General features: G+C 73.0%; 18 protein-coding genes and 3 pseudogenes. 11 read left to right on the plus strand and 10 right to left on the minus strand.

The genetic code is table 11. The features are described 5' to 3' along the window. Positions 1-114: 114 nt before the first annotated feature. Complete coding sequence (locus OG559_RS01705; protein ID WP_405111513.1) at positions 115-1,461, plus strand: uracil-xanthine permease family protein; 1,347 nt, start codon at positions 115-117, stop codon at positions 1,459-1,461. A 106-nt stretch (positions 1,462-1,567) separates the two neighbouring features. Here the strand turns inward: OG559_RS01705 and OG559_RS01710 are convergent. The 4 genes and pseudogenes from OG559_RS01710 to OG559_RS01725 form a co-directional block, all read right to left on the minus strand. Further along, positions 1,568-3,899, minus strand: a pseudogene (locus OG559_RS01710) (DNA gyrase subunit A); the annotation flags it as partial. Positions 3,900-4,042: 143 nt separating this feature from the next. After that, a pseudogene (locus OG559_RS01715) lies at positions 4,043-4,579 on the minus strand (LAGLIDADG family homing endonuclease); the annotation flags it as partial. 138 nt (positions 4,580-4,717) lie between these two features. Beyond that, positions 4,718-5,344: pseudogene (locus tag OG559_RS01720) on the minus strand (DNA gyrase subunit A); the annotation flags it as partial. A gap of 77 nt (positions 5,345-5,421) precedes the next feature. Further along, the gene (locus OG559_RS01725; protein WP_405116310.1) at positions 5,422-7,461 is read right to left on the minus strand and encodes a type IIA DNA topoisomerase subunit B; all 2,040 of its coding nucleotides are present in this window, start codon (positions 7,459-7,461) and stop codon (positions 5,422-5,424) included. Between the two features lie 409 nt (positions 7,462-7,870). Here OG559_RS01725 and OG559_RS01730 point away from each other — a divergent pair, with 409 nt between their 5' ends. Beyond that, a complete protein-coding gene (locus OG559_RS01730; protein WP_405111516.1) occupies positions 7,871-9,127 on the plus strand; it encodes a hypothetical protein in 1,257 nt (418 codons plus the stop codon). Between the two features lie 48 nt (positions 9,128-9,175). Here OG559_RS01730 and OG559_RS01735 read toward each other — a convergent pair whose 3' ends face one another. Further along, positions 9,176-9,601, minus strand: a complete 426-nt coding sequence (locus tag OG559_RS01735; protein WP_405111518.1) for an RrF2 family transcriptional regulator — start codon at positions 9,599-9,601, stop codon at positions 9,176-9,178. A 175-nt stretch (positions 9,602-9,776) separates the two neighbouring features. Here OG559_RS01735 and OG559_RS01740 point away from each other — a divergent pair, with 175 nt between their 5' ends. After that, positions 9,777-11,000 (plus strand): globin domain-containing protein, encoded by a 1,224-nt coding sequence (locus OG559_RS01740; RefSeq protein WP_405111521.1) that lies wholly within the window; start codon positions 9,777-9,779, stop codon positions 10,998-11,000. Positions 11,001-11,051: 51 nt separating this feature from the next. Here the strand turns inward: OG559_RS01740 and OG559_RS01745 are convergent, their stop codons facing one another. Further along, a complete protein-coding gene (locus OG559_RS01745; protein ID WP_405111524.1) occupies positions 11,052-11,207 on the minus strand; it encodes a hypothetical protein in 156 nt (51 codons plus the stop codon). 631 nt (positions 11,208-11,838) lie between these two features. Here OG559_RS01745 and OG559_RS01750 point away from each other — a divergent pair. From OG559_RS01750 to OG559_RS01770, 5 genes are all read left to right on the plus strand, one after another. Next, positions 11,839-12,051, plus strand: a complete 213-nt coding sequence (locus tag OG559_RS01750) for a DNA-binding protein (protein ID WP_161691721.1) — start codon at positions 11,839-11,841, stop codon at positions 12,049-12,051. 333 nt (positions 12,052-12,384) lie between these two features. Further along, positions 12,385-13,596 (plus strand): glycosyltransferase, encoded by a 1,212-nt coding sequence (locus OG559_RS01755; protein WP_405111527.1) that lies wholly within the window; start codon positions 12,385-12,387, stop codon positions 13,594-13,596. 60 nt (positions 13,597-13,656) lie between these two features. Beyond that, the gene (locus OG559_RS01760; RefSeq protein ID WP_405111530.1) at positions 13,657-14,532 is read left to right on the plus strand and encodes an alpha/beta fold hydrolase; all 876 of its coding nucleotides are present in this window, start codon (positions 13,657-13,659) and stop codon (positions 14,530-14,532) included. 179 nt (positions 14,533-14,711) lie between these two features. Further along, complete coding sequence (locus tag OG559_RS01765) at positions 14,712-15,341, plus strand: hypothetical protein (RefSeq protein ID WP_405111533.1); 630 nt, start codon at positions 14,712-14,714, stop codon at positions 15,339-15,341. 86 nt (positions 15,342-15,427) lie between these two features. Beyond that, positions 15,428-15,823 (plus strand): hypothetical protein, encoded by a 396-nt coding sequence (locus OG559_RS01770; RefSeq protein WP_405111536.1) that lies wholly within the window; start codon positions 15,428-15,430, stop codon positions 15,821-15,823. Here OG559_RS01770 and OG559_RS01775 read toward each other — a convergent pair. The 3 genes from OG559_RS01775 to OG559_RS01785 all read right to left on the minus strand — a co-directional run bounded on the left by OG559_RS01775 (position 15,807) and on the right by OG559_RS01785 (position 18,328). Then, positions 15,807-16,718, minus strand: coding sequence for a DUF72 domain-containing protein (locus tag OG559_RS01775; protein ID WP_405111539.1), 912 nt, complete (start codon positions 16,716-16,718; stop codon positions 15,807-15,809). The genes OG559_RS01770 and OG559_RS01775 overlap by 17 nt on opposite strands. Before the next feature lie 106 nt (positions 16,719-16,824). After that, positions 16,825-17,865, minus strand: a complete 1,041-nt coding sequence (locus OG559_RS01780) for a polyprenyl synthetase family protein (protein WP_405111542.1) — start codon at positions 17,863-17,865, stop codon at positions 16,825-16,827. A 4-nt stretch (positions 17,866-17,869) separates the two neighbouring features. Next, complete coding sequence (locus tag OG559_RS01785; RefSeq protein ID WP_405111545.1) at positions 17,870-18,328, minus strand: hypothetical protein; 459 nt, start codon at positions 18,326-18,328, stop codon at positions 17,870-17,872. A gap of 185 nt (positions 18,329-18,513) precedes the next feature. Between OG559_RS01785 and OG559_RS01790 the strand changes: the two genes are divergently transcribed. After that, entirely contained in the window at positions 18,514-19,563 is a 1,050-nt protein-coding gene (locus OG559_RS01790; protein WP_405111547.1) for an NAD(P)-dependent alcohol dehydrogenase, read from the plus strand. 40 nt (positions 19,564-19,603) lie between these two features. Here OG559_RS01790 and OG559_RS01795 read toward each other — a convergent pair whose 3' ends face one another. Further along, complete coding sequence (locus OG559_RS01795) at positions 19,604-20,113, minus strand: mycothiol transferase (protein WP_405111549.1); 510 nt, start codon at positions 20,111-20,113, stop codon at positions 19,604-19,606. Between the two features lie 81 nt (positions 20,114-20,194). Between OG559_RS01795 and OG559_RS01800 the strand changes: the two genes are divergently transcribed. Then, complete coding sequence (locus OG559_RS01800) at positions 20,195-20,710, plus strand: 2'-5' RNA ligase family protein (protein ID WP_405111552.1); 516 nt, start codon at positions 20,195-20,197, stop codon at positions 20,708-20,710. 34 nt (positions 20,711-20,744) lie between these two features. After that, positions 20,745-23,000, plus strand: a complete 2,256-nt coding sequence (locus tag OG559_RS01805) for an ATP-dependent RecD-like DNA helicase (protein WP_405111555.1) — start codon at positions 20,745-20,747, stop codon at positions 22,998-23,000. Positions 23,001-23,016: the final 16 nt, after the last annotated feature.

A 23,016-nucleotide genomic window follows, 5' to 3' on the forward strand; every position in this document is an offset into this window, starting at 1 on the left:
CTGTGCTTCCAGGTGACCCGGACCCTGCGGATATGCGGGTCGGCCGGCCTCTGCTAGAAACAACTCCCAGGGTCGTCCACGCCCCCGTCAGCACCTCGACGCGAAGGGCGTCCCATGACCCAGACCCCCACCGAGCCGCGCGCCCGCTGGTCCCCGTGGTCCCTGCACGGCAACGGCCGGTCCGTCCGCCCCGGCGACGTGGTCCACCCCGACGAGCGGCTCTCCTGGCCGCGCACCCTCGGGGTGGGCGTGCAGCACGTGGTGGCGATGTTCGGCGCCACCTTCACCGTGCCGCTGATCACCGGCTTCCCGCCGGCCACCACGATCTTCTTCTCCGGCATCGGCACCCTGCTCTTCCTGCTGATCACCGGCAACCGACTGCCGTCGTACCTGGGCTCGTCGTTCGCGTTCATCGCCCCGGTGCTGGCCGCGAAGGCCGGCGGGGACATCGGCCCCGCGCTCGGCGGGATCGTGGTGGCCGGCGTCGCGCTGGCCGTGGTCGGTCTTGTCGTGCAGCTCGCCGGGGCGCGCTGGATCGACACGCTGATGCCGCCGGTGGTCACCGGCGCGATCGTCGCCCTGATCGGGCTGAACCTCGCCCCGGTCGCCTGGGACGGCGGCGGCAGTGGCACCGGCTTCAAGGCGCAGCCGATGATCGCGGTGATCACCCTGGCGGTGATCCTGCTCACCACGGTGGCGTTCCGGGGCTTCCTGGCCCGGCTGTCCATCCTGGTCGGCGTGGCGGTCGGCTGGCTGCTCGCCGCCGCACTCGGCGACCTGGACCCGAAGGCCGTCGACGGGCTGCGCGAGGCGGCCTGGGTCGGCCTGCCCGAGTTCCACGCGCCGCAGTTCAGCCTGCGCGCGGTCGTGCTGGTGATCCCGGTGATCCTGGTGCTGATCGCGGAGAACGCCGGGCACGTCAAGGCGGTCGCCGCGATGACCGGCCGCAACCTGGACCGGGACATGGGCCGGGCGTTCCTCGGCGACGGCCTGGCCACCGTGCTCGCCGGCTCCGGCGGCGGCTCCGGCACCACCACGTACGCGGAGAACATCGGCGTGATGGCGGCGACCCGGGTGTACTCGACCGCCGCGTACTGGGTGGCCGGGGTGGCGGCGGTGCTGCTCGGGCTCAGCCCCAAGTTCGGCGCGCTGATCCTCACCGTGCCGGCGGGGGTGCTCGGCGGCGCGACCACCGCCCTGTACGGCCTGATCGCCGTGCTCGGCGCCCGGATCTGGATCGAGAGCCGGGTCGACTTCCACGACCCGGTCAACCTGATGACCGCCGCCGTGGCCCTCATCGTCGGCGCGGCGAACTACACCCTCACCACAGGCGACCTCTCGTTCAACGGCATCGCCCTCGGCACCGCCGCCGCCCTGGTCATCTACCACGGCATGCGCCTGGTCGCCCGCCTCCGCGGCACCACCCCGGCACCCCGCCAAGCCCCCGACCCTGAACTCTGACCCACCCCACCCCACCCCGCCCCGCAGAGTTGATCAAGAGGTTCGCGTCGCCCGGAAAACTCGGGCTGACGCGACCCTCTTGATCAACTCGGAGGGTGGGGTGGGGTCAGTTGCGTTCGATCTGGTGGCCGATTGTCGACGGGCCGAGCATCACGGCGAAGCCGCTGCCGTCGCGGCGGGGGTCGGCCGGGGGCAGCTCCACCGGGTCGCCGGTCGCCGTCGCGCCGACCGGGCGCGGGCCGATCCAGGCCACCACCAGGTCCGTCTCGCCCCTGAGGAGCCGCTGCGCGCGCACCCCGCCGGTCGCCCGCCCCTTGGCCGGGTACGCCCCGAACGGCGTCACCTTCACCGTCGCGCCCGTGGAGGTGACGACCATCGGCTCGCCGTGCCCCGGGTCGTCGGTGCGGATCGCCCCGAAGAAGACCACCCTGGCTTCCGCCGGCAGGTTGATACCGGCCATTCCGCCGCCCTTGGGCCCCTGCGGGCGCACCAGCGACGCGGCGAAGCGCAGCAGCGACGCCTCGGAGGAGACGAAGGCGAGGGTCTCGGTGCCGTCGGCGAGCCAGCTCGCCCCGACCACCTCGTCGCCCTCTCGCAGGCCGATCACCTCGAACTCGTCCGAGCGGACCGGCCAGTCCGGCGCGCACACCTTCACCACGCCCTGCCGGGTGCCCAGCGCCAGCCCCGGCGACCCCTCGGCCGTCGCCCCGAGCGGGGCCAGGCCGACCACCGTCTCGCCGGGCTCCAGCGGCACCAGCTCGGCGGCGGACATGCCGCCGCGCAGCGACACCGTGCCCGCCTGCTCGGGGAGCACCGGCAGCGGCAGGACGTCGACCTTGAACGCCCGGCCCGCGCTGGTCACCAGCAGCACCCGGCCCCGGGCCGTGGAGTGCGCGACCGCCCGTACCGCGTCGTGCTTGACCCGGCCGCTGCGCCGGCGCCCCTCGGACGCCTCCTCCGACTCGGCCGCGGTCCGGGCGACCAGCCCGGCGGCGGAGAGGATCACCTGGCACGGGTCGTCGGCCACCTCAAGAGGACCCGCCGGCGCGGACGCGGCCAGCACCTCCTTGAGGTCGCCGTCGACGAGGGTGGTACGCCGCTCGGTGCCGAACTGCTTCACCACGGCGGCCAACTCGTCGGAGACGACCTTCCGCAGCACCTTCTCGTCGTCGAGGATGGTGGAGAGCTGGGCGATCTCCTTGCGGAGCTGCTCCTGCTCGGCCTCCAGCTCGATCCGGTCGAACTTCGTCAGCCGGCGCAGCGGGGTGTCCAGGATGTAGCCGGCCTGGATCTCGGAGAGCTCGAACTGGCGCATCAGGCCGTCCTTGGCGGCCTGGGCGTCGTCGCTGCCCCGGATCAGCCGGACCACCTTGTCGATGTCCAGCAGCGCGATGAGCAGGCCGTCGACGAGGTGCAGCCGCTCCTCGCGCTTGCGCCTGCGGTACGCGCTGCGCCGCGTCACCACCTCGTAGCGGTGCCGAAGGAAGACCTCCAGCAGCGCCTTCAGCCCGAGGGTCCGCGGCTGGCCGTCCACGAGCACCAGGTTGTTGACGCCGAAGGACTGCTCCAGCGGGGTGAGCCGGTAGAGGTCGGCCAGCAGCGCCTGCGGGTTCACCCCGACCTTGCACTCGATCACGAGCCGGGTGCCGTTCTCCCGGTCGGTCAGGTCCTTGACGTCGGCGATGCCGGTCAGCCGCTTGGTCTTGTTGACCTCGTTGGTGATCGCGGCGATGACCTTCTCCGCGCCCACGCCGTAGGGCAGCTCGACGACGGTGATCGCCTGCCGGCCCCGGCTGCCCTCCAAGTGGCCGATCTCCACCCGGCCACGCATCCGGACCACGCCGCGCCCGGTCTCGTACGCCCGGCGCACCTCGTCCAGGCCGAGCAGCACGCCGCCGGTCGGCAGGTCCGGCCCGGGGATGAACTCCATCAGCCTGTCGAGGTCGGCGTCCGGGTGGTTGATCAGCCACCGGGCGGCGGAGACGACCTCGCCCAGGTTGTGCGGGATCATGTTGGTGGCCATCCCGACCGCGATCCCGGACGCGCCGTTGACCAGCAGGTTCGGGAACGCGGCCGGCAGCACGGTCGGCTGGGTGAGCGAGCCGTCGTAGTTCGGCTCGACGTCGACCGTGTCCTCGCCCAGCTCGCCGACGAGCAGCATCGCCTCCCGGGACATCCGGGCCTCGGTGTTGTGGTTGACGAAGCCGCCGGCGAGGAACGAGTGATCGGCCGTGTCGACCCGGACCGAGTAGACTTCGGCCGGCTCGCAGCTCACCACCTCGGTGACTCTCTCGAAGCGATAACCCGAGTCCATGATCGGCAGGATCGTCGTGAGGATCTCTGTCTGCTTGATCCGGTCGATGATGCGCAGACGTTCGGTCTCCCAGCGCTCGACCCGATCGAAGTTGTGCTTGGTCAGCCACTTCCGGCCGCTGCCCCGCCGATCGAAGTCCAGCGCGCCGCGAACATAGTCGCCGACGAACGGGACGTGGTCCTTGCTGAGGCGGTGCGGACGCAACGGCGAGTGGACCAGCAGCTTCTCCAGCTTCGCCTGCTTGGTGCGAAGGAAGCCGACCCGATGCGCGAACGCCCTGATGTTCCGCAGACCCGAGACAACCAGTCGGTGCTCGATGGAACCGCTCGAACGGGTGTACTTGCGCCGGCAGGCGATGACACCGAACTCCGCCAGCAGTTCCTGCACTTCCCGCACGAGTCGCTCGCTGTAGCTGGTGTATTGGATGGTGAAGCTCTCATTCGCCACCCGGACACCGCCGTCGCCCTCGAAGAGAGCCATGAGGAAGGTCCGCTTCACACCCCACCCGCCGGTCCAGACGAATTGCGGGACGAACTTGTCCCGTGCCTGGTGGCCGATGAACTCGCCCAGTGGACCCGCCCGGAACGCATCCATCCCCCCGGCGTGCTCCTGGACATCCAACTCCCAGATGCGCTTGCGGTCGCGGCGGGTGTGCCGTTCACTCACGTAACGCTGGCCGCCCACGATCTGGTCGTAGGCGTGCAGCACCTCGTCGAAGAAGTGCTCGTCGGTGTTGTTGAAACCAGCCCTGGAATCGCTCGCCCACCCCTCTGACGCCCAGGCGCCACCGAGCACACCGAGCATGTACTCCCTCGCCGTGGGAACCACCTGCGACCAGGCGTTCCGCGCGATACAAACGACCGCGCCGGGGGTGATCTCCTCGAGTCGCCGCCACTGGAACAGCGGCACGCCAAGCGGAGCCTCGAGACAGAGCACCAGATGATTCTCGCTTCCGCGCAGCGAGAAGCCCGAATCGGTACCGATGCGAATGGTGGAGTGCACACCGGAATTGAAGACCTTGGTCACCTGGACGGCTTTCCCGTCCTTGTCGAGGACCTTGAAGTCGACGTCCGCCTCGCTGTCCGGCGCAAGGTCGACGAGATCGGCGATCTGAGGGCTCGATCCGTCCGGCAGGCGAATCCGGGTCTCGCCCGTGACGCAGTAGCGCGCGGCGGCGGGGCCGTCGTCGGGGCTGCCGAAATTGCCATGCCCGTCGATGAGCGGAACGTTGAGCGAGAAGTCCTGGGCCAGCCGGACCATCGCGTCGTAGATCGCGGTGTCGCCGTGCGGGTGGTACCGGCCCATCACGTCACCGACCACCCGGGCCGACTTCACGTGCGCCCGGTCGGGGCGGTGGCCCGCCTCGTGCATCGAGTAGAGGATGCGCCGGTGCACGGGCTTGAGGCCGTCCCGGGCGTCCGGCAGGGCGCGGGAGTGGATCACCGAGAAGGCGTACTCCAGATAGGAGTCGGAGACCTCGGTGACCAGCGGGTTGTCGAAGACCCGCGCGCCGGCCTGATCGAAGGCGGCAAGGTCCGCCCGGGGACCGGTGTTCTTACGGCGTGCCATGGTTCAGCTCTCTCCTCGGCGGGCCACGGTCGGCCGGCGCTGTCCCCGGGGGGCCACGGTCTGGCGGCGGGCGGTCCTCATGCGTCGATCGCGTCGCGGTCGACCCGGTCGGCGGACTCGATCAGCCAGTTGCGGCGCGGTTCGACCTTCTCCCCCATCAGCAGCTCCAGGATCCGCTCGGCGGCGTCGACGTCGTCGAGGGTGATCCGGCGGACCGCCCGGGTGGCCGGGTTCATCGTGGTGTCCCACAGTTCGTCGGCGTTCATCTCGCCGAGGCCCTTGAACCGGGGGATCGGGGTGACGATCTGCTTGCCGGACTTCTCCAGCTTGCGGACCAACGCCTCCATCTCCGCCTGGGTGTAGGTGTAGGTGGTCTGCGGGTTGCGCCCCTTCGTGGTGATCTTGTGCAGGGGCGGCATCGCGGCGTAGAGCCGGCCGGCCTCGATCAGCGGGCGCATGTACCGGGCGAAGAGCGTGATCAGCAGGGTGCGGATGTGCGCGCCGTCCACATCGGCGTCGGCCATGATCAGCACCCGGCCGTACCGCAGCGCCGACAGGTCGAAGGTGCGGCCGGAGCCGGCGCCGAGCACCTGGACGATGGCGGCGCACTCGGCGTTGTCGAGGACCTGCTGGAGGTTGGCCTTCTGCACGTTGAGGATCTTGCCGCGAATCGGGAGAAGCGCCTGGTACTCGGCGGATCGGGCGAGCCGGCCTGTTCCGAGGGCGCTGTCCCCCTCCACGATGAACAATTCACTTCTGTCGATGCCTGTGGCGCGGCAGTCGACCAGCTTCGGAGGCATGGACGCGCCCTCCAGGGCGGTCTTGCGGCGGGCGGCGTCCTTCTGCTGCTTCTGGGTCAGCCGGACCCGGGCCGCGTCCACGATCTTCTGGAGCACCGTGCGGGCCTCGACCTTGGTGCGGCGGTCCTCCAGCCACGCCTTCAGGTGCGCCTCGATCAGCCCCTGGAGCACCTTGGTGATGCCGGCGGTGGACAGCTCGTCCTTGGTCTGCGAGGTGAACTGCGGCTCGGGGATCCGCACGTGCACCACGGCCGTCATCCCCTCCAGGACGTCGTCCAGGGTGGGCGCGTCCTCCTTGGGCCTGAGCAGCCCTCGGGCGTTGCGGGCCGCGTCGGCGAGGGTGCGGGCCATGGCGCGCTCGAAGCCCTTGCGGTGAGTGCCGCCGTGGGCGTTGCGGATGGTGTTGGTGAAGCACTCGACGGTGCGTTCGTAGCCGGTCCCCCAGCGGAACGCCACCTCGACCTCGGCACGTCGCTGCACGTTGGACTGCATGACGCCGTTGGCGTCGGCCGCGTTCTCCCGGTAGGTGCCCTCGCCGACGACCAGCAGGGTGCCGGAGACCGGCCGGTCGCCACTCGGGGCGAGGAACTCCACCATGTCGGTCAGGCCGGCGGGGAAGTGGAAGGTCTCCTCGACCGGCTCCTCGCCGGTGAGGTCGCGCAGCAGGTAGCTCACGCCGGGAACGAGGAACGCGGTGTTGCGCAGCTTGAGCCGGACGGCATCGACGTCCAGTGCGGCGCCGGTCTCGAAGTAGCGGGCGTCGTGCCAGTAGCGGATCGAGGTGCCGGTGCCCGCGCCGCGCTTCATCGCGCCGGCGACCTGGAGACCCGGGCCGGCGGTGAACGGGGCGTCGGGGCCGGGGCCGTCGAAGACCCCCGGCACGCCGTGCCGGAACGACATGCCGTGCACCTTGCCGCTGCGGCGGACCGTGACGTCGAAGCGGCGGGACAGGGCGTTGACGGCGGAGGCGCCGACGCCGTGCAGGCCGCCGGAGGTCTTGTAGCCGGAGCCGCCGAACTTGCCGCCGGCGTGCAGCCGGGTGAGCACCAGCTCGACGCCCGAGATGCCGGACTTGGCGTGCACGTCGGTGGGGATGCCCCGGCCGTCGTCGTCGACCTGCACCGAGCCGTCGGCGTGCAGGATCACCTCGACTCGGGTGGCATGACCCCCCACACCCTCGTCGGTGGAGTTGTCGAGGATCTCGTTGACGAGGTGACCCACGCCACGGCTGTCGGTGGAGCCGATGTACATGCCTGGGCGTTTGCGAACAGCGTCCAGGCCCTCCAGGTGCGTAAGGTCGTCGGCCCCGTAGAGCATCTCAGGCTGTGCGGTCAACTGGTCGTACTCCCAGGTCTCGGCGGTGTGGTGCCGCTCACCGGCTCGATCACATCGCGCGGCGCGCCGCAGCGAGCCTAACCGGGAGGTGGGACAGGACGTAGGCACCCCGCAGTGTGCGGGTCGCCCCGCCGCCGGCGGCGGCCCTGCCAATGGGCGGCCCGGAGGACGTCCACCTCCCCGGCAACGCCACCGGCCCCGGGATTCATCCCGCCCGGCCACTCCCGGACGACATACCCGCGCCACGGCCCGGCCCTCCCCCGGCGGTCCTGGGACGCCCCTGCCCGAACCCGTGCGGGGATGACCGGACGTTGACGCCCGTCACTCGACCGTGATGTGATCACCGCCTCATAGAAACTTTCATATTTCCATGGACTGATGGAGGACGCGTATGTCCGTGTTCCGTCGTACCGCGCTCGCGGCGGTGCTGACCGTCGCGGCGGCGGCGCTGTCGACCGCCGTCGCACCGCCCGCCCCGGCGGTTGCCGGCCTCCCCACCGCCGCCGTGGCACTCGGCGACAGCTTCATCAGTGGCGAAGGGGCCGGGGCCTACTCCCCGGTCTCCGACGTCAACGGCATCAGCCAGGGCTTCCCCGGCTGGACCGCGCCGAACAGCAACGCCTACTTCTGCCACCGGTCCCCCAACGCCTCGCTGTTCCAGGCCAACCTGCCGGGCATCCAGGACCGGTTCAACCTGGCCTGCTCGGGCGGGCAGCCGTACGACATCGGCAACGCGTCGGTCAGTCGGACCAAGGGTCGCTCGGTCGCCTCCCAGCTCGACCAGCTCCGCGCGGTGGGCCAGACCCACGACATCGACCTGGTGCTGGTGGGCCTCGGCTCGAACAACAGCTCGTTCACCTTCGGCAGCGTGGCGGAGAAGTGCGCCAACCGGTTCATCGCCGACGCGTGGACCGGCTGGTGGGAGTTCTGGGCGTACCTCGGCGGGCCGGTGCCGCAGGAGCCGTGCAGCGACGCCGACCTGGCCACCGCGGCGCAGCTGAGCGCCGCGACCGCGGAGACCACCGCCGCCGTACGGCAGATCCTCACCACCCTCGACCAGATCGACGCCGACGGCCAGCACCGGATCGTGTTCCAGGACTACACCAACCCGCTGCCGTTCGACCTGGCCTCGAACTACTGGGAGGAGGACGGGCGGCAGGACGACCGGGACAAGTTCCGGGACCTCGGCGCCGAGCGGTACGCGGCCGGCTGCCCGATCCACCGGGCCAGCCTGCGGCCCGGGCACAACTTCTCCTCCGGGCTGGGCACCCTGGTCCGCTCGACGCGCGACAGCCTGGCCAGCCAGTTCCCCGCCGCCGACCTGGTCTACCTCAACGTGCAGCGGGCGTTCGACGGCGCCCGGCTCTGCGAGCAGCCGACCAGCCCGTCCGGGGCGCTCGCCACGCCGATCCGGCTCCAGGACGGCGCGACCGGCACCTTCGTCACCAGCCTCGCCGGCAAGGACAAGATCGCCATCCAGCGGATCGCCAACACCTGCGTGAGCTACTTCCAGACGTGCCAGGAGTCGTGGCACCCCAACGTGGCCGGGCACCAGGTGCTGGGCCGCTGCCTGGCCGGAGCCTCCTCCACCACCGCTCGCGCGGTGGCCTGCGTCCGCTCCGGGGACGGGACGATCAGCGTCGGCTGACCGCCCACCGCCGGTGCGAAGGGGCCCCTGTTGCCGGGGGCCCCTTCGTCATCTCCGGCCGAGGGTGAGCAGGAGGGGGCCGGTCGGGCCGTCGACCAGGTCGCCGAGCCGCGTCTCGTCGAGGACGGCGAGGAACGCCTCCTGCGCGCGGCGCAGCTGACCACGCAGCCGGCAGCCGGCGACCAGGGGGCAGGCCGGCTGTTCGCAGGAGACCACCTCGTCGTCGCCCTCGAAGGCCCGCACGACCGCCCCGACGGTGAGCTCGCCGGCCGCCCCGGCGATGGCCACCCCGCCGGAGCGGCCCCGGATGGTCACCAGCACCCCGATCCTCTGCAGCCGCTGCACCACCTTGGCGACGTGGCTGCGCGGCAGCGCGAGCTGTTCGGCCAGTTCGTCCACCGTCGTGCGGGCCTGGGAGGCGGCGGTCAGCATGGCGATCCGCAGGGCCATGTCCGTGGACCGATTGAGCTTCACGCACCGACCCTAGCCACCGCGGACGTGCGGTGACCCGGGCCGGGCGACCCGCCCCCGGTGTGATCCAGGCGACTCCTCAACCGGGACCTTCGACCCTGAAGAGGAATCTGAGAATCCTGTTTATTGGGCACGTCATCGGCGCAAGCGGACGACAACGGACGCAGGAGGACATGTCATGCTCACGGAGTCATCAGCGGCGGTGGTACGGGCGACCCTGCCCGCCGTCCAGGCGCACGGCGAGGCGATCACCGGCCGGTTCTACCGGCGGATGTTCGACGCCCATCCGGAGCTGCTGGACCTGTTCAACCGGGGCAACCAGGCCACCGGGCAGCAGAAGGCCGCGCTGGCCGCCGCCGTCGTCGCGTACGCGGAGCACCTGGTCGGCGCCAGCGACGCGCCGTGGGGGCCGATCCTGGACCGGATCGCGCACAAGCACGTCTCGCTCGGCATCACCCCGGCGCAGTACACCGTCGTGGGCCGGCACCTGCTCGCCGCCGTCGGCGAGGTGCTCGGCGACGCGGTCACCCCGCCGGTCGCCGCCGCCTGGGACGAGACGTACTGGCTGCTGGCCTGTGAACTGATCGCCCGGGAGGCCCGGCTCTACCAGGGCGCCGGGGTGGCCGAGGGGCAGCCGGTCTGGCGGGCCTGGCGGGTGGCCGAGCGGGTCCGGGAGACCGCCGACGTCGTGTCGTTCAGCCTGGAGCCGGCCGACGGCGGCCCGGTGCCGGAGTTCGTCCCCGGCCAGTACGTCTCCGTCGCGGTCGACCTCGACGGCGGTCGGGGGCAGCAGATCCGGCAGTACAGCCTCTCCGGCCGGCCCGGCGCGGCGCGGTGGCGGATCACCGTGAAGCGGGTTCGCGGCACCGCCGGCGCGCCCGACGGCATGGTCTCCACGTTCCTGCACGAGCGGGTGGCCGTCGGCGACACGCTGCGACTCAGCCCGCCGTTCGGCGAGGTGAGCGCCGTGGCCGGGGAGGGGCCGCTGGTGCTGGTCAGCGCCGGCATCGGGCTCACCCCCGCGATGTCCGCGCTGGAGCACCTCGCGGCCACCGCGCCGCAGCGGCCGGTGACGCTGGTGCACGCCGACCGGGCCGGCACCGCGCACGTGCTCCGCGACGAGCTGCCCCGGCTGCACCACGCCCTGCCCAACCTGCGCACCGCGCTCTGGTACGAGAGTGTCGACGCCACCGACGGGCCGCTCGCCGAACTGCCGGTGCGGGTCAGCCCGGGGCGCGTCGATCCGGAGCTGATCCCGCTCACCGCCGACGCCCACATTCACCTGTGCGGCCCGCTGCCGTTCATGAACCAGGTCCGCAGCAGCCTGCTGCGCCGCGGCGTGCCCAGCGACCGGATCGCCTACGAGGTCTTCGGCCCCGGCATGCTCCGCGACGGGGCCTGACCCGCCGCCGGCACCGCCCGCGCACCGGCGGTGCCGGCGGCGGGTGGTGCCTCAGCCGGGGCGCTGGTTGACGGGCCGGCGGCAAGGCTGGGCGGGGGTGGGGGTGGGCCTGGTCGGGCGGTTCACCCTCCGGATGCCCTCACGGATGACGAACAGCTCGCGCCGGGCGAGCGCCTCGCCCTTCTCATCCAGCTGGTAGCCGTCCAACCAGACCCAACCCTCGTAGGTGATCAGGTCGGTCCGAACCTTGATCAGCCGGAAGAAGATCGTCGGATGAACTGAACGCTGCAGACGCGAGTTACCTGGAGGACGTCGCCGGCCCTGAGTCCGATCATCGACGGGAACTGAACCGTCGCCATGCCGTGATCCGGGCCCTGGCCGCCTGGACGAGAGGACACCAGCTGCTCGGGCCACAGGCGGAACAGCGGCGGTGTCGGTGCCATTCGAGCGTGCGCCAGGCGGCCAAGATCGACAGGGGCAGCCGACGTGCGCTCACCTTGCCCTCGCCCGGCCCCGGCGCGCGACCGATCCGGCGGCACCGGATGCGCCCGCCGCACGGGCTGAGTCGAGTCGACCCTTGTCCCTCCAGAGCCAGACGACACAGGAGTCCCACCGAAAGTCCTGGTGCGGCTTCACGAGTTCGAGGTGCCGGGCGTCTCGCAACCTCATTTGCGCCTCCCTCAGGCCTGCCGGGTCCGGTCCACTGCGGCACCCCGCCCCACCGAGCCCAGCTCCACCAGGGCGGGGGTACCGCGTGTTCGATCAGACACCGCCTGCTATCCCCTTGTCAATCTGTAAGTGGCAAACGTAAACGGTGCGTCGTGCCTACGTTCAGGCTGTGAAGCGACCACGTCTGTACGGGCCTGGCGAGCTGGTCGCACTGTTCGGCGTGTCACGGCAGCGGGTCCTACAGATCACCCGTCGGCCCGGCTTCCCGGAACCCCTCGCCCGCCTGGTCGGGATGAACGTCTGGGACGCGGACGAGGTCGACGAGTGGGCCCGACACAACCGCCCACCCCGGCCGCCAGCGGACGAAGAAGAGCAGGGCTGACGACCGGTCCCCCGTGGCCGCCCGCAAACGGAGAGGGCCGAGGGCGGGTGCCGCCCGCTACCCCCGGGCCTCGTCAGCCTTCCGGTGAATCAGTCGTCGGCCTGGGCCATCCCCCACCCGCACTGACACTCCGGCGTCGCCACTGTGGACGGCGGCGGCGCGGCCTGCCTGGCTCCGGTGACCTGCTCGTCGACCGGTCGTGGGCGTGACGGCCGGGCGGGCCGAGGAGGTTAGGAGGCGAAGGCGGGGGTAGGGACCTGACGTGCGCGTTCCAGGGACCTCGCCGGCTCGACGGGTCCCCGCCGGCCGGGACGGGCGGATGGAGGAGGAAGAATGCGGATCGCGATGATCTCGGAGCACGCCAGCCCGCTCGCCGTCCTGCGCGGGAGCAGCACCGGCGGCCAGGACACGCACGTGGCGGAGCTGGCGGCGGCCCTGGTCGACCGGGGCCACGAGGTACGCGTCTACACCCGCCGCGACTCCCCCACCCTGCCCGAGGCGGTGGCCACCCCGGACGGCTACGAGGTGCTGCACGTGCCGGCCGGGCCGCCGCGCCTGCTGCCCGCCGACGAGCTGCTGCCACACACCGGCGAGTTCGGCCGGTGGCTGGCCGGGCACTGGCGCGACGCCTGGCTGCCCGCCGTCGCGCATGCCCACTTCTGGCGGAGCGGGCTCGCCGCCGTACACGCCGGGCGGCGCACGGGGGTGCCGGTGGTGCTGACCTACCACGCCCTCGGCACGGCGCAGCGGGGCGCACGGGACACCGGCCCACCGGGCCGGACCGGCTACGAGCGCGCGCTCGGCCGGGCTGCCGACCGGGTGGTCGTGCAGTCTCAGGACGAGATCGGTGAGCTGGTCCGCCTCGGGGTGCCCCGGTCCCGGATGTCCCTGGTGCCCGCCGGGGTCAACGAGCGGATCTTCCGCCCGGACGGCCCGGTCGCCCCGCGTGACCCGGCCCACCCCCGGGTGCTGACCGTGGGCCGGCTGACGGAGAGCATGGGCTTCGAGGAGGTCGTCCGGGCCATGCCCGCGGCGCCGGAGGCCGAGTGCGTGATCGTCGGCGGCCCGCCGGCCGAGAAACTGCCCACCGACGGCTCCGCCCGGCGGCTGACCGCGCTCGCCCGGTCCTGCGGGGTGGCCGGCCGGGTCAGGCTGATCGGCGGGGTGCCGCGCGAGGAGCTGGCCAGCTGGTACCGCTCCGCCGACCTGCTGGTCGCCGCCCCGTGGCACGCGCCGTTCGGCCTGACCGCCCTGGAGGGCATGGCCTGCGGTGTCCCGGTGATCGGCACCGACGTGGGCGGCATCGCCGACACCGTCATCGACGGGCTCACCGGCGACCTGGTGCCGCCGCGCGACCCCCGGGCACTGGGCACCGCGATCCGCCGGCTGCTCGGCGACAACGTGCGGCGCTTCGCGTACGCCACGGCGGCGCTGGACCGGATCCGTAGCCGGTACTCGTGGAGGCGCTGCGCCGAGCAGCTCAACATCGTGTACGAGGCGGTGGCCACCGTCGCCCGCCCGGTGCCGGCCCCGGCCGCGGCCTGACGGCCGGCCACCCACGCCCCCTTGCTACCCGCCGGTAGCTTACGGCCGTACGCTGGGCGGATGAGCGCGACCGGGGAGTACACGCAGGAGTTCGTCGACGTCGAGGGCGCCCGGCTCGGGGTGCAGGTGTATCCCGAGCCCGACGGCGCCGCCGACGCCCCGGTGGTGGTGATCTGGCCCGCGATGGGGGTACGGGCCCGCTACTACCGGCCGTTCGCCGCCGCGCTGCGGGCCGCCGGCCTCGCCGTGGTCGTCGCCGACCTGCGCGGCACCGGCGCGAGCACCCCCGCGCCGAGCCGGGCCTGCCGGTACGGCTACGTGGAGCTTGCCGCTGACGTGGGCGCGGTGCTGGCGGCGCTGAAGCCGCTGCTGGACGGCCGGCCGACGATCCTGCTCGGGCACTCCCTCGGCGGCCAGGCCGCGCTGCTGCACCTGGCCCTGCACGGCACGGACGCGGTGGACGGGCTGGCCCTGGTCGCCGTCGGCGTGCCGTACTGGCGCGGCTACCCGGCCCCACGGAGGTACGGGGTGCTGCCGTACACCCAGGGGATCGCCGCGACCGCCCGGCTGCTCGGCGTCTGGCCGGGCTGGGGCTTCGGCGGCCGGCAGGCGCGCGGGGTGATCCGGGACTGGGCGTACACGGCCCGCACCGGCCGCTTCCCCACCCTCGACGGGGTGGACGTCGAGGCGGCGCTGCGCACGCTCGACGTCCCCGTCCTCGCGGTGAGCGTGGACGACGACCAGTACACCCCGCACGCCACCCTGGACCAGCTCTGCGGCAAGCTCGCCGCGGCCACCGTCGCGCGCGAGCGCTACACGACCGCGCAGGCCGGCGCCCCGCTCGACCACTTCGTCTGGGTACGCGCCAGCGCGCCGGTGGCCGCGCGGGTGGCCGCCTTCGCCGCCGGCTTGTCAGGCTCCCGCCGCTCGGGTTGAGGCGTCGGTGGCTTCCTGATGAAGGCCGGCAGTGCGACGACCGTCACCGAGTTCGACAAATGGATGTTCCGCGACTGGTGGCGCCACCTGAAGAGCCGCTACGGCCTCTGACCGGTCACGGTGCGTACTCCCCCGATCGGTGGGTATGCCGCACCGCCAGTACCGTGGAAGGGGATCAGATGTCCGAACGGCACACCGCACTGCGCTCGATGCACGACCTGGGCCTGGCTGCCTGGTTCGGCGGCTCCCTGATGGGAGCGCTCGGCGTCAACGGCGCGGCGGCACAGATCAACGACTCGACCCAGCGACTGCCGGTGGCCTCGGCCGGGTGGGCCCGGTGGACCCCGGTCAACGCGGCGGCGATCGGCGCGCACCTGGCCGGCGCGGTCGGCGAGCTGACGACCGAGAGCCCCCGGCTGCTCGCCCAGTCGGGGGTGGCCCGGATGAGCACGGTGAAGACGGCCCTCACGGTCACCGCGCTCGCGGTCACCGGGTACAGCCGGCTGCTCGGCATGCGGCTGGAGAAGGCGGGCGGCCCGTCCGTCGAGGGGACGACCGAGCCGAACCCGCAGACGCCGACCAACGTGGCCTCCTGCCAGCGGCAGTTGAAGCTGCTCCAGTGGGCCGTCCCGGCGCTCACCGGCGCGCTGGTGGTGGTCAGCGCGTACATGGGTGAGCAGCAGAAGCCGGGGCAGGTCTTCCGGGGCCTGCTCGCGCGCGCCGGTGGGCTGGCCAGCGCGCCCCGGGCGATGGGAAAGGTGGCTGCCATGGGCGCGGCCAGGCGGCACATGGTCATGTCCGGCCGCTGACCGCCGCGCCGCCCGTGCCCGTGCATGGGCGGCGCGCAGGCGGGCAATCAGCGCCCGGAGCACCGACCCGACCAGCGAGGTGGGCCATGACGAGCAGGGACGGATCGACGACCGGCGGGGACGAACGCGGACCGGAGTCCGCCGCCCCCTTCGGCACCAGCGACGGGTTCGACGCCGGTCCGCCGTGGGGTGCCGGCGAGGACTCCCCGATGGACGAGGGCAGCGAGGAGACCGCCGTGCCGCAGGGGAGCCTCGGTGACCGACGGGCCGGCGCGCCCGCCGAGCCCACCGGGCCCGCGGGGCGGCACGGGTTCGGCAACGTCGAGGACAGGCCGGTCGCCGAGGCGGGTCCGGGTGCGCCGCCCGACCCGGCGCCGTCGCGGCGCGCGTTCCCGAACGACAGCGCCGGCGGGGACCTGCCGGACAACGCGCTCGAGGAGGCGACCGGGATGCACCCGGAGGGGATCAACCGGCGCGGCTGACCGGCGTCCCACCGGCCGGCACGCCCGCCTCCGCCAGGACCTCCACCAGGCGGGCGGCGTCGCGCTGGGCCTGGTCGCCGCAGCAGTTGTTGAACAGGACGTGCAGCTCGTCGCTGGTGTCGGCCAGCTCGGTCAGCAGCCGCGACCAGTTCCGCAGCTCGCGCTCGCCGTAGGCGTACCGGTACTTGTCCTGTTTGTCGCCGCCGGCCCAGGCGACGCTGTGGCCGTGGAAGCGGACCACGGCCGGCGCGGCGGTGGCGACCAGGATCGGCGGCACCGACGAGACGAACCCCTGCGGCATGTCCACACAGACGTAGGAGAGGTCGTGCTCGCGCAGCAGGGCCAGCGTGCGCAGGACGGCGTCCTCGGTGAACCAGGAGCCGTGCCGCAGCTCCACGCTCACCCGCCACGGCCGCAGCCGCTCGGCCGTGGCGACGATCCGCCGCTCGGCCGCGGCACTGCGGGCCAGCCATGGCGGGAACTGGAGCAGCACCGCGCCGAGCCGGTCGGCCGCCACGATCGGCTCCAGCGCCGCACGGAACCGGCTCCACAGCTCGTCGTACGCCCCGGCGGGCAGGTCCCGCCACCGGATCCGGGACGGGCCGCCGGCCGGTCGCAGGTCCCGGGGCAGCGTCGCGACCGGGGTGGGGTGGCCGGTGAAGAGGCTGAACGCCTTGACGTCGAAGGTGAACCCGGGCGGGGTGGCGGCCACCCAGCCCGCGGTGGTCTCCGGCACCGGCACCGCGTAGTAGGACGTGTCCACCTCGACCAGCCCGAACCGCTCGGCGTAGTGGCGCAGGCGGCCGGCGGGGGTGTTGACCGAGCGGGGGTACCAGCCGGAGCCCAGCAGCATCCGGTCGGCCCACGACGACGTGCCCACCTTGATCTCGCCCATGTCGATCAGTGGACCGCGCCCCGGGCGGATCGGCAACCGGAGCGGCGCCGTCGCGCCGGCTGACCGCCTGCGGCTCACCGGGACCGGTCGACGACCCGCCTGCGGCTCACCGGGACCGGTCGACGACGTAGTCGGCGAGGGCGAGCAGGAACCGGCCGTCCTCGGAGTCCGCTCGCTCGCCCAGCGCCGCCGCGGCCTCCGTGCGCGCGGCGTCGGCCAGGTCCCGGGCCTGCCCCTGGGCCGCCGCCACGCTGTCGTACGCGAGCAGCCGGCGGTGCAGCCAGCGCACCTCCGCGGCGGTCCGGGCGGAGCGGGCGGCACCGAGGAAGCGCACCGTCCGCTCCCGCTCGGCCGGGGTGCACCGGTCGAGGAAGTCGATCAGGATCAGCGTCCGCTTGCCCTCCCACAGGTCGCCGGAGATCTCCTTGCCGTATCGGGCGTAGTCGCCGACGAGGTTGAGCACGTCGTCCTGGATCTGGAAGGCCGCGCCGAGGAACCAGCCGTACCGGTCCAGCCGGTCCATCCCGGGCCGGCCGTCGCCGATGGCCAGGATGCCGGTGCGGCACGGATACACGCACGTGTACCAGGAGGTCTTCTTCAGGCACATCCGGTAGTAGTCGTCCGCGGTGAGGTCGCAGGCGTTGTCCCGGATCCAGCCGACCTCGATGGCCTGCCCCTCCAGGGAGTGGCGCAGCATCAACCGGGTCTGCTCGACCAGCTCCCAGGTCGTGCCGGAGCCGAGGAGGTCCCGGTTGGCCAGGAGCCGCTCCAGGGCGAGCAGGTTCGTCATGTTGCCGACGTTCAGCGCCACCGGAACCCCGTAGCGGGCCGACAGGGTGGGGGCGCCCCGACGCTGCTCACTGCCGTCCTGGATGTCGTCGTGGATGAGGAAGGCGTTGTGGAACAGCTCGACGGTGGCGGCGACGTTCACCACGGTGTCGTCGTCGGTGCCGCCGAACGCGCGGCAGGTCGCCACGCACAGCGCCGCCCGCAGCCCCTTGCCCGACCGGCCGGGGTAGTCGGCCACCAGGTCGTACAGATACCGGGGGCCGCCGGTGGGCAGTTCGGCCAGCAGGGTGGCCATGGTGCGGGCCCGGTAGCGCGCGAGCAGCGTGTCGACCGGGCCGTCGGTCACGGTGGCGGTCACCGGCTCAGCGGCCGTCGGTGGGCGCGCCCGGCTCGACGCCGGGGGCGGCCACCGGGTCTCCCTCGGCCCGGCGGGTGCCGGCGGAAACCCGGTCGAGCAGCCCGTTGGCGAACTCGGGGGTGAGTCGGGCGAGGTCGAGGAGGCTGTCCAGCGCGTCGTGGGCGTCCGCCGCGTACCGGCCGGTGAGGTCGTCGCCGGAGGCCGGGGTGGGAAGCTGGCCGACCACCATGTCGATCAGGGCGTGGGTGTCCTTACGGACCCGCCCCACCACCTCGTCGAACGCCGCCGGGTCGACCCGGCGGTCCGCGGTGAGCCGCTCGGTGAGCCGCCGGGCGCTGTCGACGCCCCCGGCCAGCTCCTCCTCCAGCACGGACGCCGCCCGCGTCACCGCCTCCGAGAGGGTCTCGCCGACCCGGTCGAACCGCTCGTCGGAGCCTCTGGCCTGCGCGTTCGGGTCTGACATGGCTTCTCCTTCACCGACGTTGCCTGAGGCGGAGTCTCGCACCGAAGGGGAGGCGAGGCGGCGGACTGTAAGGATGCCGACCCGGCCGGACGGGCGGCGGCTCTCGTGGCCGCCGCCCGTTTGTTCGGGCGCTGAAAGGGCAGGTCACCGGGGAGATGCCCGACGCGGAGAAACGGGAGGCACAAATGCGCGCGCTGCGGTTGCCGAGGTGGAAGTCCGAACCCGAACTGGTCGAGGTGCCCGAACCCACGCCGGGCCCGGGCCAGGTGGTGGTGAAGATCGGCGGTGCCGGCGCCTGCCACTCCGACCTGCACCTGATGCACGATTTCGAGGCCGGAGCGGTCCCCTGGAACCCGCCGTTCACCCTCGGCCACGAGAACGCGGGCTGGGTGCACGCCCTCGGCGCCGGGGTGACCGGCCTGGAGGTCGGCCAGCCGGTGGCCGTCTACGGCCCGTGGGGCTGCGGCACCTGCGCCCGCTGCCGGGTCGGCGTGGACCCGTACTGCGAGAACCCGGCCGGGGCGCCCGTGCCGGGCGGGGGCGGCGGGCTCGGCCTGGACGGCGGCATGGCCGAGTACGAGCTGGTCCCGGACGCCCGGCACATCGTGCCGCTGCCCGATGGCCTCGACCCGGTGGAGGCGGCGCCGCTGACCGACGCCGGTCTCACCCCGTACCACGCCATCCGGCGGTCGTGGCACAAGCTGCCGCCGGACAGCACCGCCGTGGTGATCGGCGTCGGCGGTCTCGGGCACGTCGGCGTGCAGATCCTCAAGGCCACCACGGCGGCCCGGGTGATCGCGGTGGACACCCGCGCCGACGCGCTGAAGCTCGCCGAGGAGTACGGGGCCGACCTGACGCTGCGATCCGGCGACCGGACCGCCGAGGAGATCAGGAAGGCCACCCCCGGCGGCCGGGGCGCCGACGTGGTCCTGGACTTCGTCGGCGCGGACGCCACGCTGGCGCTCGGCGCGGCCGCCGCCCGCACCGTCGGGGACCTCACCATCGTCGGGATCGGCGGCGGCACGCTGCCGGTCTCGTTCTTCTCCGTGCCCTACGAGGTCAGCATCCAGAGCACGTACTGGGGCAGCCGGCCCGAGCTGATCGAGGTGCTCGACCTCGGCGCGCGCGGGCTGATCAAGCCGAAGGTCACCACCTTCGGGCTGGACGACGCGGTCGACGCGTACCGGCAGATGCGGGACGGGTCCCTGGAGGGCCGCGCCGTCATCGTGCCGTGACCGGCGGCGGGGGTCGCGCACGACGCGCGGCCCCGCCCGGTCAGTCCGCCCCGAGCATGCCCCGCACGTACGCGGCCTGACCGACGTGCTGCAGGTCGTCGTCGACGACGCTGACCAGCCGGACCCCGAGGGTCACCGGCGGGTCCCACGCCTCGTCGACCACCCGGTCCAGGTCCTTCGGCCGCAGCCCGGCGAGGAGCCCCCGGGTCCGCTCGGCGACCGCGTCGAAGTAGTCGAGCAGCGCCTGGGCGTTCTCCGGCCGGACGGCGGCGACCTGCTCCGGGGTGTGCCCGAAGCCGATGTCGTCCGGGTCGGCGGGCAGCCCGAACCGGCCGGACCAGTCCCCGCCGACCCACACCTGCTCCGCGTCGAGCAGGTCGGCGACGTGGTGGTCCTGGACCCTCGTCAGGTGCCACACCAGCCAGCCCACCGGGTTCGCGCCGGGCGCCGGTGCCCGGCGCAGCTGCTCCGGCGACAGGCCGTCGACGGCGCCGCGGACCAGCCCGGGCAGCCGGCCGTAGGCCTCGGACAGCACATCACTCACGTCCACCCGGTCCTCCTCGACACTGGACTTTCCCGAAGCAGTACCGCGTCAGCGGGCCGGCAAACCTCGGGCCCTAGGGTGATCGGCGTGGTCGCGGCACTGGAGCTGTATCTGGACACCGACGCCACCCGGCGCATCCGGGTGCTGTGGGACGCGCTGGAGTCCGAGGGGGTGCAGAGCATGCGTTCCCTGCTGGAGCAGCGGCACCGGCCGCACGTGTCGCTGGCGGTGGCCCCGCGGCTGGACCCGGAGCTGGTCGCCGCGGCCCTCGCCGGCACGGTGGTGGCGGCGCCGCTGCGGCTGACGTTCCAGCACGCCGGGCAGTTCGTCGGGCGGGTGCTGTGGCTCGGGCCGGCCCCCACCGCCGAGCTGCTGGCCCACCACGCGCTCGTGCACGGCCGGCTCGCCGACGCCGGCGTCGGGCTGGCCGAGCACTACCGGCCGGGGCGCTGGGTGCCGCACTGCACGCTGTCCATGCGGGTGCCCAACGCCCTGCTGGCCGCCGCGGTGCGGCGCTGCCTGGAGGTGCTGCCGCTGGAGGCCACCGTGGTCGGCGCGGCGGTCACCGACCACGCCCGGGGCATCTGCCGACCGCTGCCCTGACCGGAACGACAGGAGGTCTGCCATCATCGTCCCGATGTCCGCCGACCCGTCCACGCCGACCGCCGACACCGCGGGCGCCCCGGTGCGGGGCAGCGTGCTCGAGGCGGTGCTGGAACGCGTCACCTACACCAACGAGGAGACCGGGTACACCATCGCCCGGGTCGCCACCGACCGCTCCGGCGACGACCTGCTCACCGTCGTCGGCCCGCTGCCCGGCGCGCAGCCCGGGGAGCGGCTGCGGCTGGTCGGCCGGTGGGGGTCGCACCCGCGCTACGGGCGGCAGTTCGAGGTGCAGCACTGCACCACCGTGCTGCCCGCGACGGTGCAGGGCATCGAGCGCTACCTGGGCTCGGGACTGATCAAGGGGATCGGCCCGAAGATGGCGGCCCGGATCGTGGCCGCCTTCGGCGTGGACACCCTGCGGATCATCGAGGAGGAACCCGGCCGGCTGGTCGAGGTGCACGGCCTCGGCAGGAAGCGCACCGCGGCGATCGGCGGGGCGTGGCAGGAGCAGAAGGCCATCAAGGAGGTGATGATCTTCCTCCAGGGCGTCGGCGTCTCCACCTCGCACGCCGTGCGCATCTTCAAGCAGTACGGCGACTCGTCGATCGCGGTGGTGCGCGACGACCCGTACCGGCTGGCCGCCGACGTGTGGGGCATCGGGTTCCGGACGGCCGACAGCATCGCCAAGGCCGTGGGCATCCCGCACGACAGCCCTCAGCGGGTGCGCGCCGGCATCCGTTACACCCTCTCGGAGGCCGCCGACGGCGGACACTGCTACCTGCCCGAGCCGAACCTGGTCGCCGACGCCGCCGCGATCCTGGAGGTGCCGGCGGAACTGGTCGCCGCCGGCCTGGCCGACCTGGTGGCCACCTCCGACGGCGTGGTCCGCGAGGCGGTGCCGAACCGCAGCAACGAGGGCGCCGTCATCCCGGCGGTCTACCTGGTGCCGTTCCACCGTGCCGAGTCGGCCCTCGCGGCGAGCCTGGTCCGGCTGCTTCGCGTGCCGGTGGACCGGATGCCGGCCTTCGCCGACGTGGACTGGCCCAGGGCACTGGCCTGGCTGCGGGCCCGCACGGGGGCTGAGCTGGCGACGGAACAGGAGCAGGCGGTACGGCTGGCGCTGACCTCCCGGGTGGCCGTGCTGACCGGCGGTCCCGGCTGCGGCAAGTCGTTCACCGTGCGGTCGATCATCGAGCTGGCCGCGGCGAAGAAGGCGAAGATCGTGCTGGCCGCGCCCACCGGCCGGGCGGCGAAGCGGCTCACCGAGCTGACCGGCCACCCGGCCACCACCGTGCACCGGCTGCTCCAGCTCCGCCCCGGCGGGGACGCCACCTTCGACCGGGACAACCCGATCGACGCCGACCTGATGGTGGTCGACGAGGCGTCCATGCTCGACCTGATCCTCGCCAACAAGCTGGTCAAGGCGGTCCCGCCCGGCGCGCACCTGCTGCTCGTCGGCGACGTCGACCAGTTGCCCTCGGTCGGCGCCGGCGAGGTGCTGCGCGACGTGCTGGCCGCCGACACCGTGCCCCGGGTCCGCCTCACCCGCATCTTTCGGCAGGCGCAGGAGTCCGGGGTGGTGGCCAACGCGCACCGGATCAACGCCGGCCAGGCCCCGGTGTTCGGTGAGCACCCCGACTTCTTCCTGTTCCCCAGCGACGAACCGGAGGTCACCGCCGAGCAGGTGGTCGACATCGTGGCCCGGCGGATCCCGGGCCGGTTCGGCCTGCGCCCCCGCGACGTGCAGGTGCTCACCCCGATGCTGCGCGGCCCGGCCGGCGCCGGCAACCTGAACACCCTGTTGCAGCAGGCGATCGCCCCGCACCGCGACGGCGCCCCGGAGCGGCGGCACGGCGGCCGGGTGTTCCGGATCGGCGACAAGGTGATCCAGGTCCGCAACAACTACGACAAGGGCGCCGCCGGGGTGTTCAACGGCACGGTGGGGGTGGTCACCGCCCTGGACCTGGACGACCAGACGCTGACCGTACGCACCGACGAGGACGAGGACGTGGGCTACGAGTTCCACGAGCTCGACGAGTTGCAACACGCGTACGCCATCACGGTGCACCGGTCGCAGGGCAGCGAGTATCCCGCCGTGGTGGTGCCGGTGACCATGAGCGCGTACACGATGCTGCAACGGAATCTGCTCTACACCGCGGTCACCCGGGCCCGGAAGCTGGTGGTGCTGGCCGGATCGCGCAAGGCGCTCGCCATCGCGGTGCGTACCGCGGGCACCGGCCGGCGGCACACCGCGCTCACCCACCGGCTCACCCCCGACCGGGCCTGAGCCGGGGCCCGGCCGG

The sequence above is a fragment of the Micromonospora sp. NBC_01405 genome (genome assembly GCF_045040155.1).
In the GTDB taxonomy this organism is placed as follows: Bacteria; Actinomycetota; Actinomycetes; order Mycobacteriales; family Micromonosporaceae; genus Micromonospora.

Bases quoted from the DNA above. Each gene is read 5' to 3' on its own strand.
- OG559_RS01705 (WP_405111513.1), top strand. From the start codon at position 115: ATGACCCAGACCCCCACCGAGCCGCGCGCCCGCTGGTCCCCGTGGTCC.
- OG559_RS01725 (WP_405116310.1), bottom strand. From the start codon at position 7,461: ATGCTCTACGGGGCCGACGACCTTACGCACCTGGAGGGCCTGGACGCT.
- OG559_RS01730 (WP_405111516.1), top strand. From the start codon at position 7,871: ATGTCCGTGTTCCGTCGTACCGCGCTCGCGGCGGTGCTGACCGTCGCG.
- OG559_RS01740 (WP_405111521.1), top strand. From the start codon at position 9,777: ATGCTCACGGAGTCATCAGCGGCGGTGGTACGGGCGACCCTGCCCGCC.
- OG559_RS01755 (WP_405111527.1), top strand. From the start codon at position 12,385: ATGCGGATCGCGATGATCTCGGAGCACGCCAGCCCGCTCGCCGTCCTG.
- OG559_RS01760 (WP_405111530.1), top strand. From the start codon at position 13,657: ATGAGCGCGACCGGGGAGTACACGCAGGAGTTCGTCGACGTCGAGGGC.
- OG559_RS01765 (WP_405111533.1), top strand. From the start codon at position 14,712: ATGTCCGAACGGCACACCGCACTGCGCTCGATGCACGACCTGGGCCTG.
- OG559_RS01770 (WP_405111536.1), top strand. From the start codon at position 15,428: ATGACGAGCAGGGACGGATCGACGACCGGCGGGGACGAACGCGGACCG.
- OG559_RS01775 (WP_405111539.1), bottom strand. From the start codon at position 16,718: ATGGGCGAGATCAAGGTGGGCACGTCGTCGTGGGCCGACCGGATGCTG.
- OG559_RS01785 (WP_405111545.1), bottom strand. From the start codon at position 18,328: ATGTCAGACCCGAACGCGCAGGCCAGAGGCTCCGACGAGCGGTTCGAC.
- OG559_RS01790 (WP_405111547.1), top strand. From the start codon at position 18,514: ATGCGCGCGCTGCGGTTGCCGAGGTGGAAGTCCGAACCCGAACTGGTC.
- OG559_RS01805 (WP_405111555.1), top strand. From the start codon at position 20,745: ATGTCCGCCGACCCGTCCACGCCGACCGCCGACACCGCGGGCGCCCCG.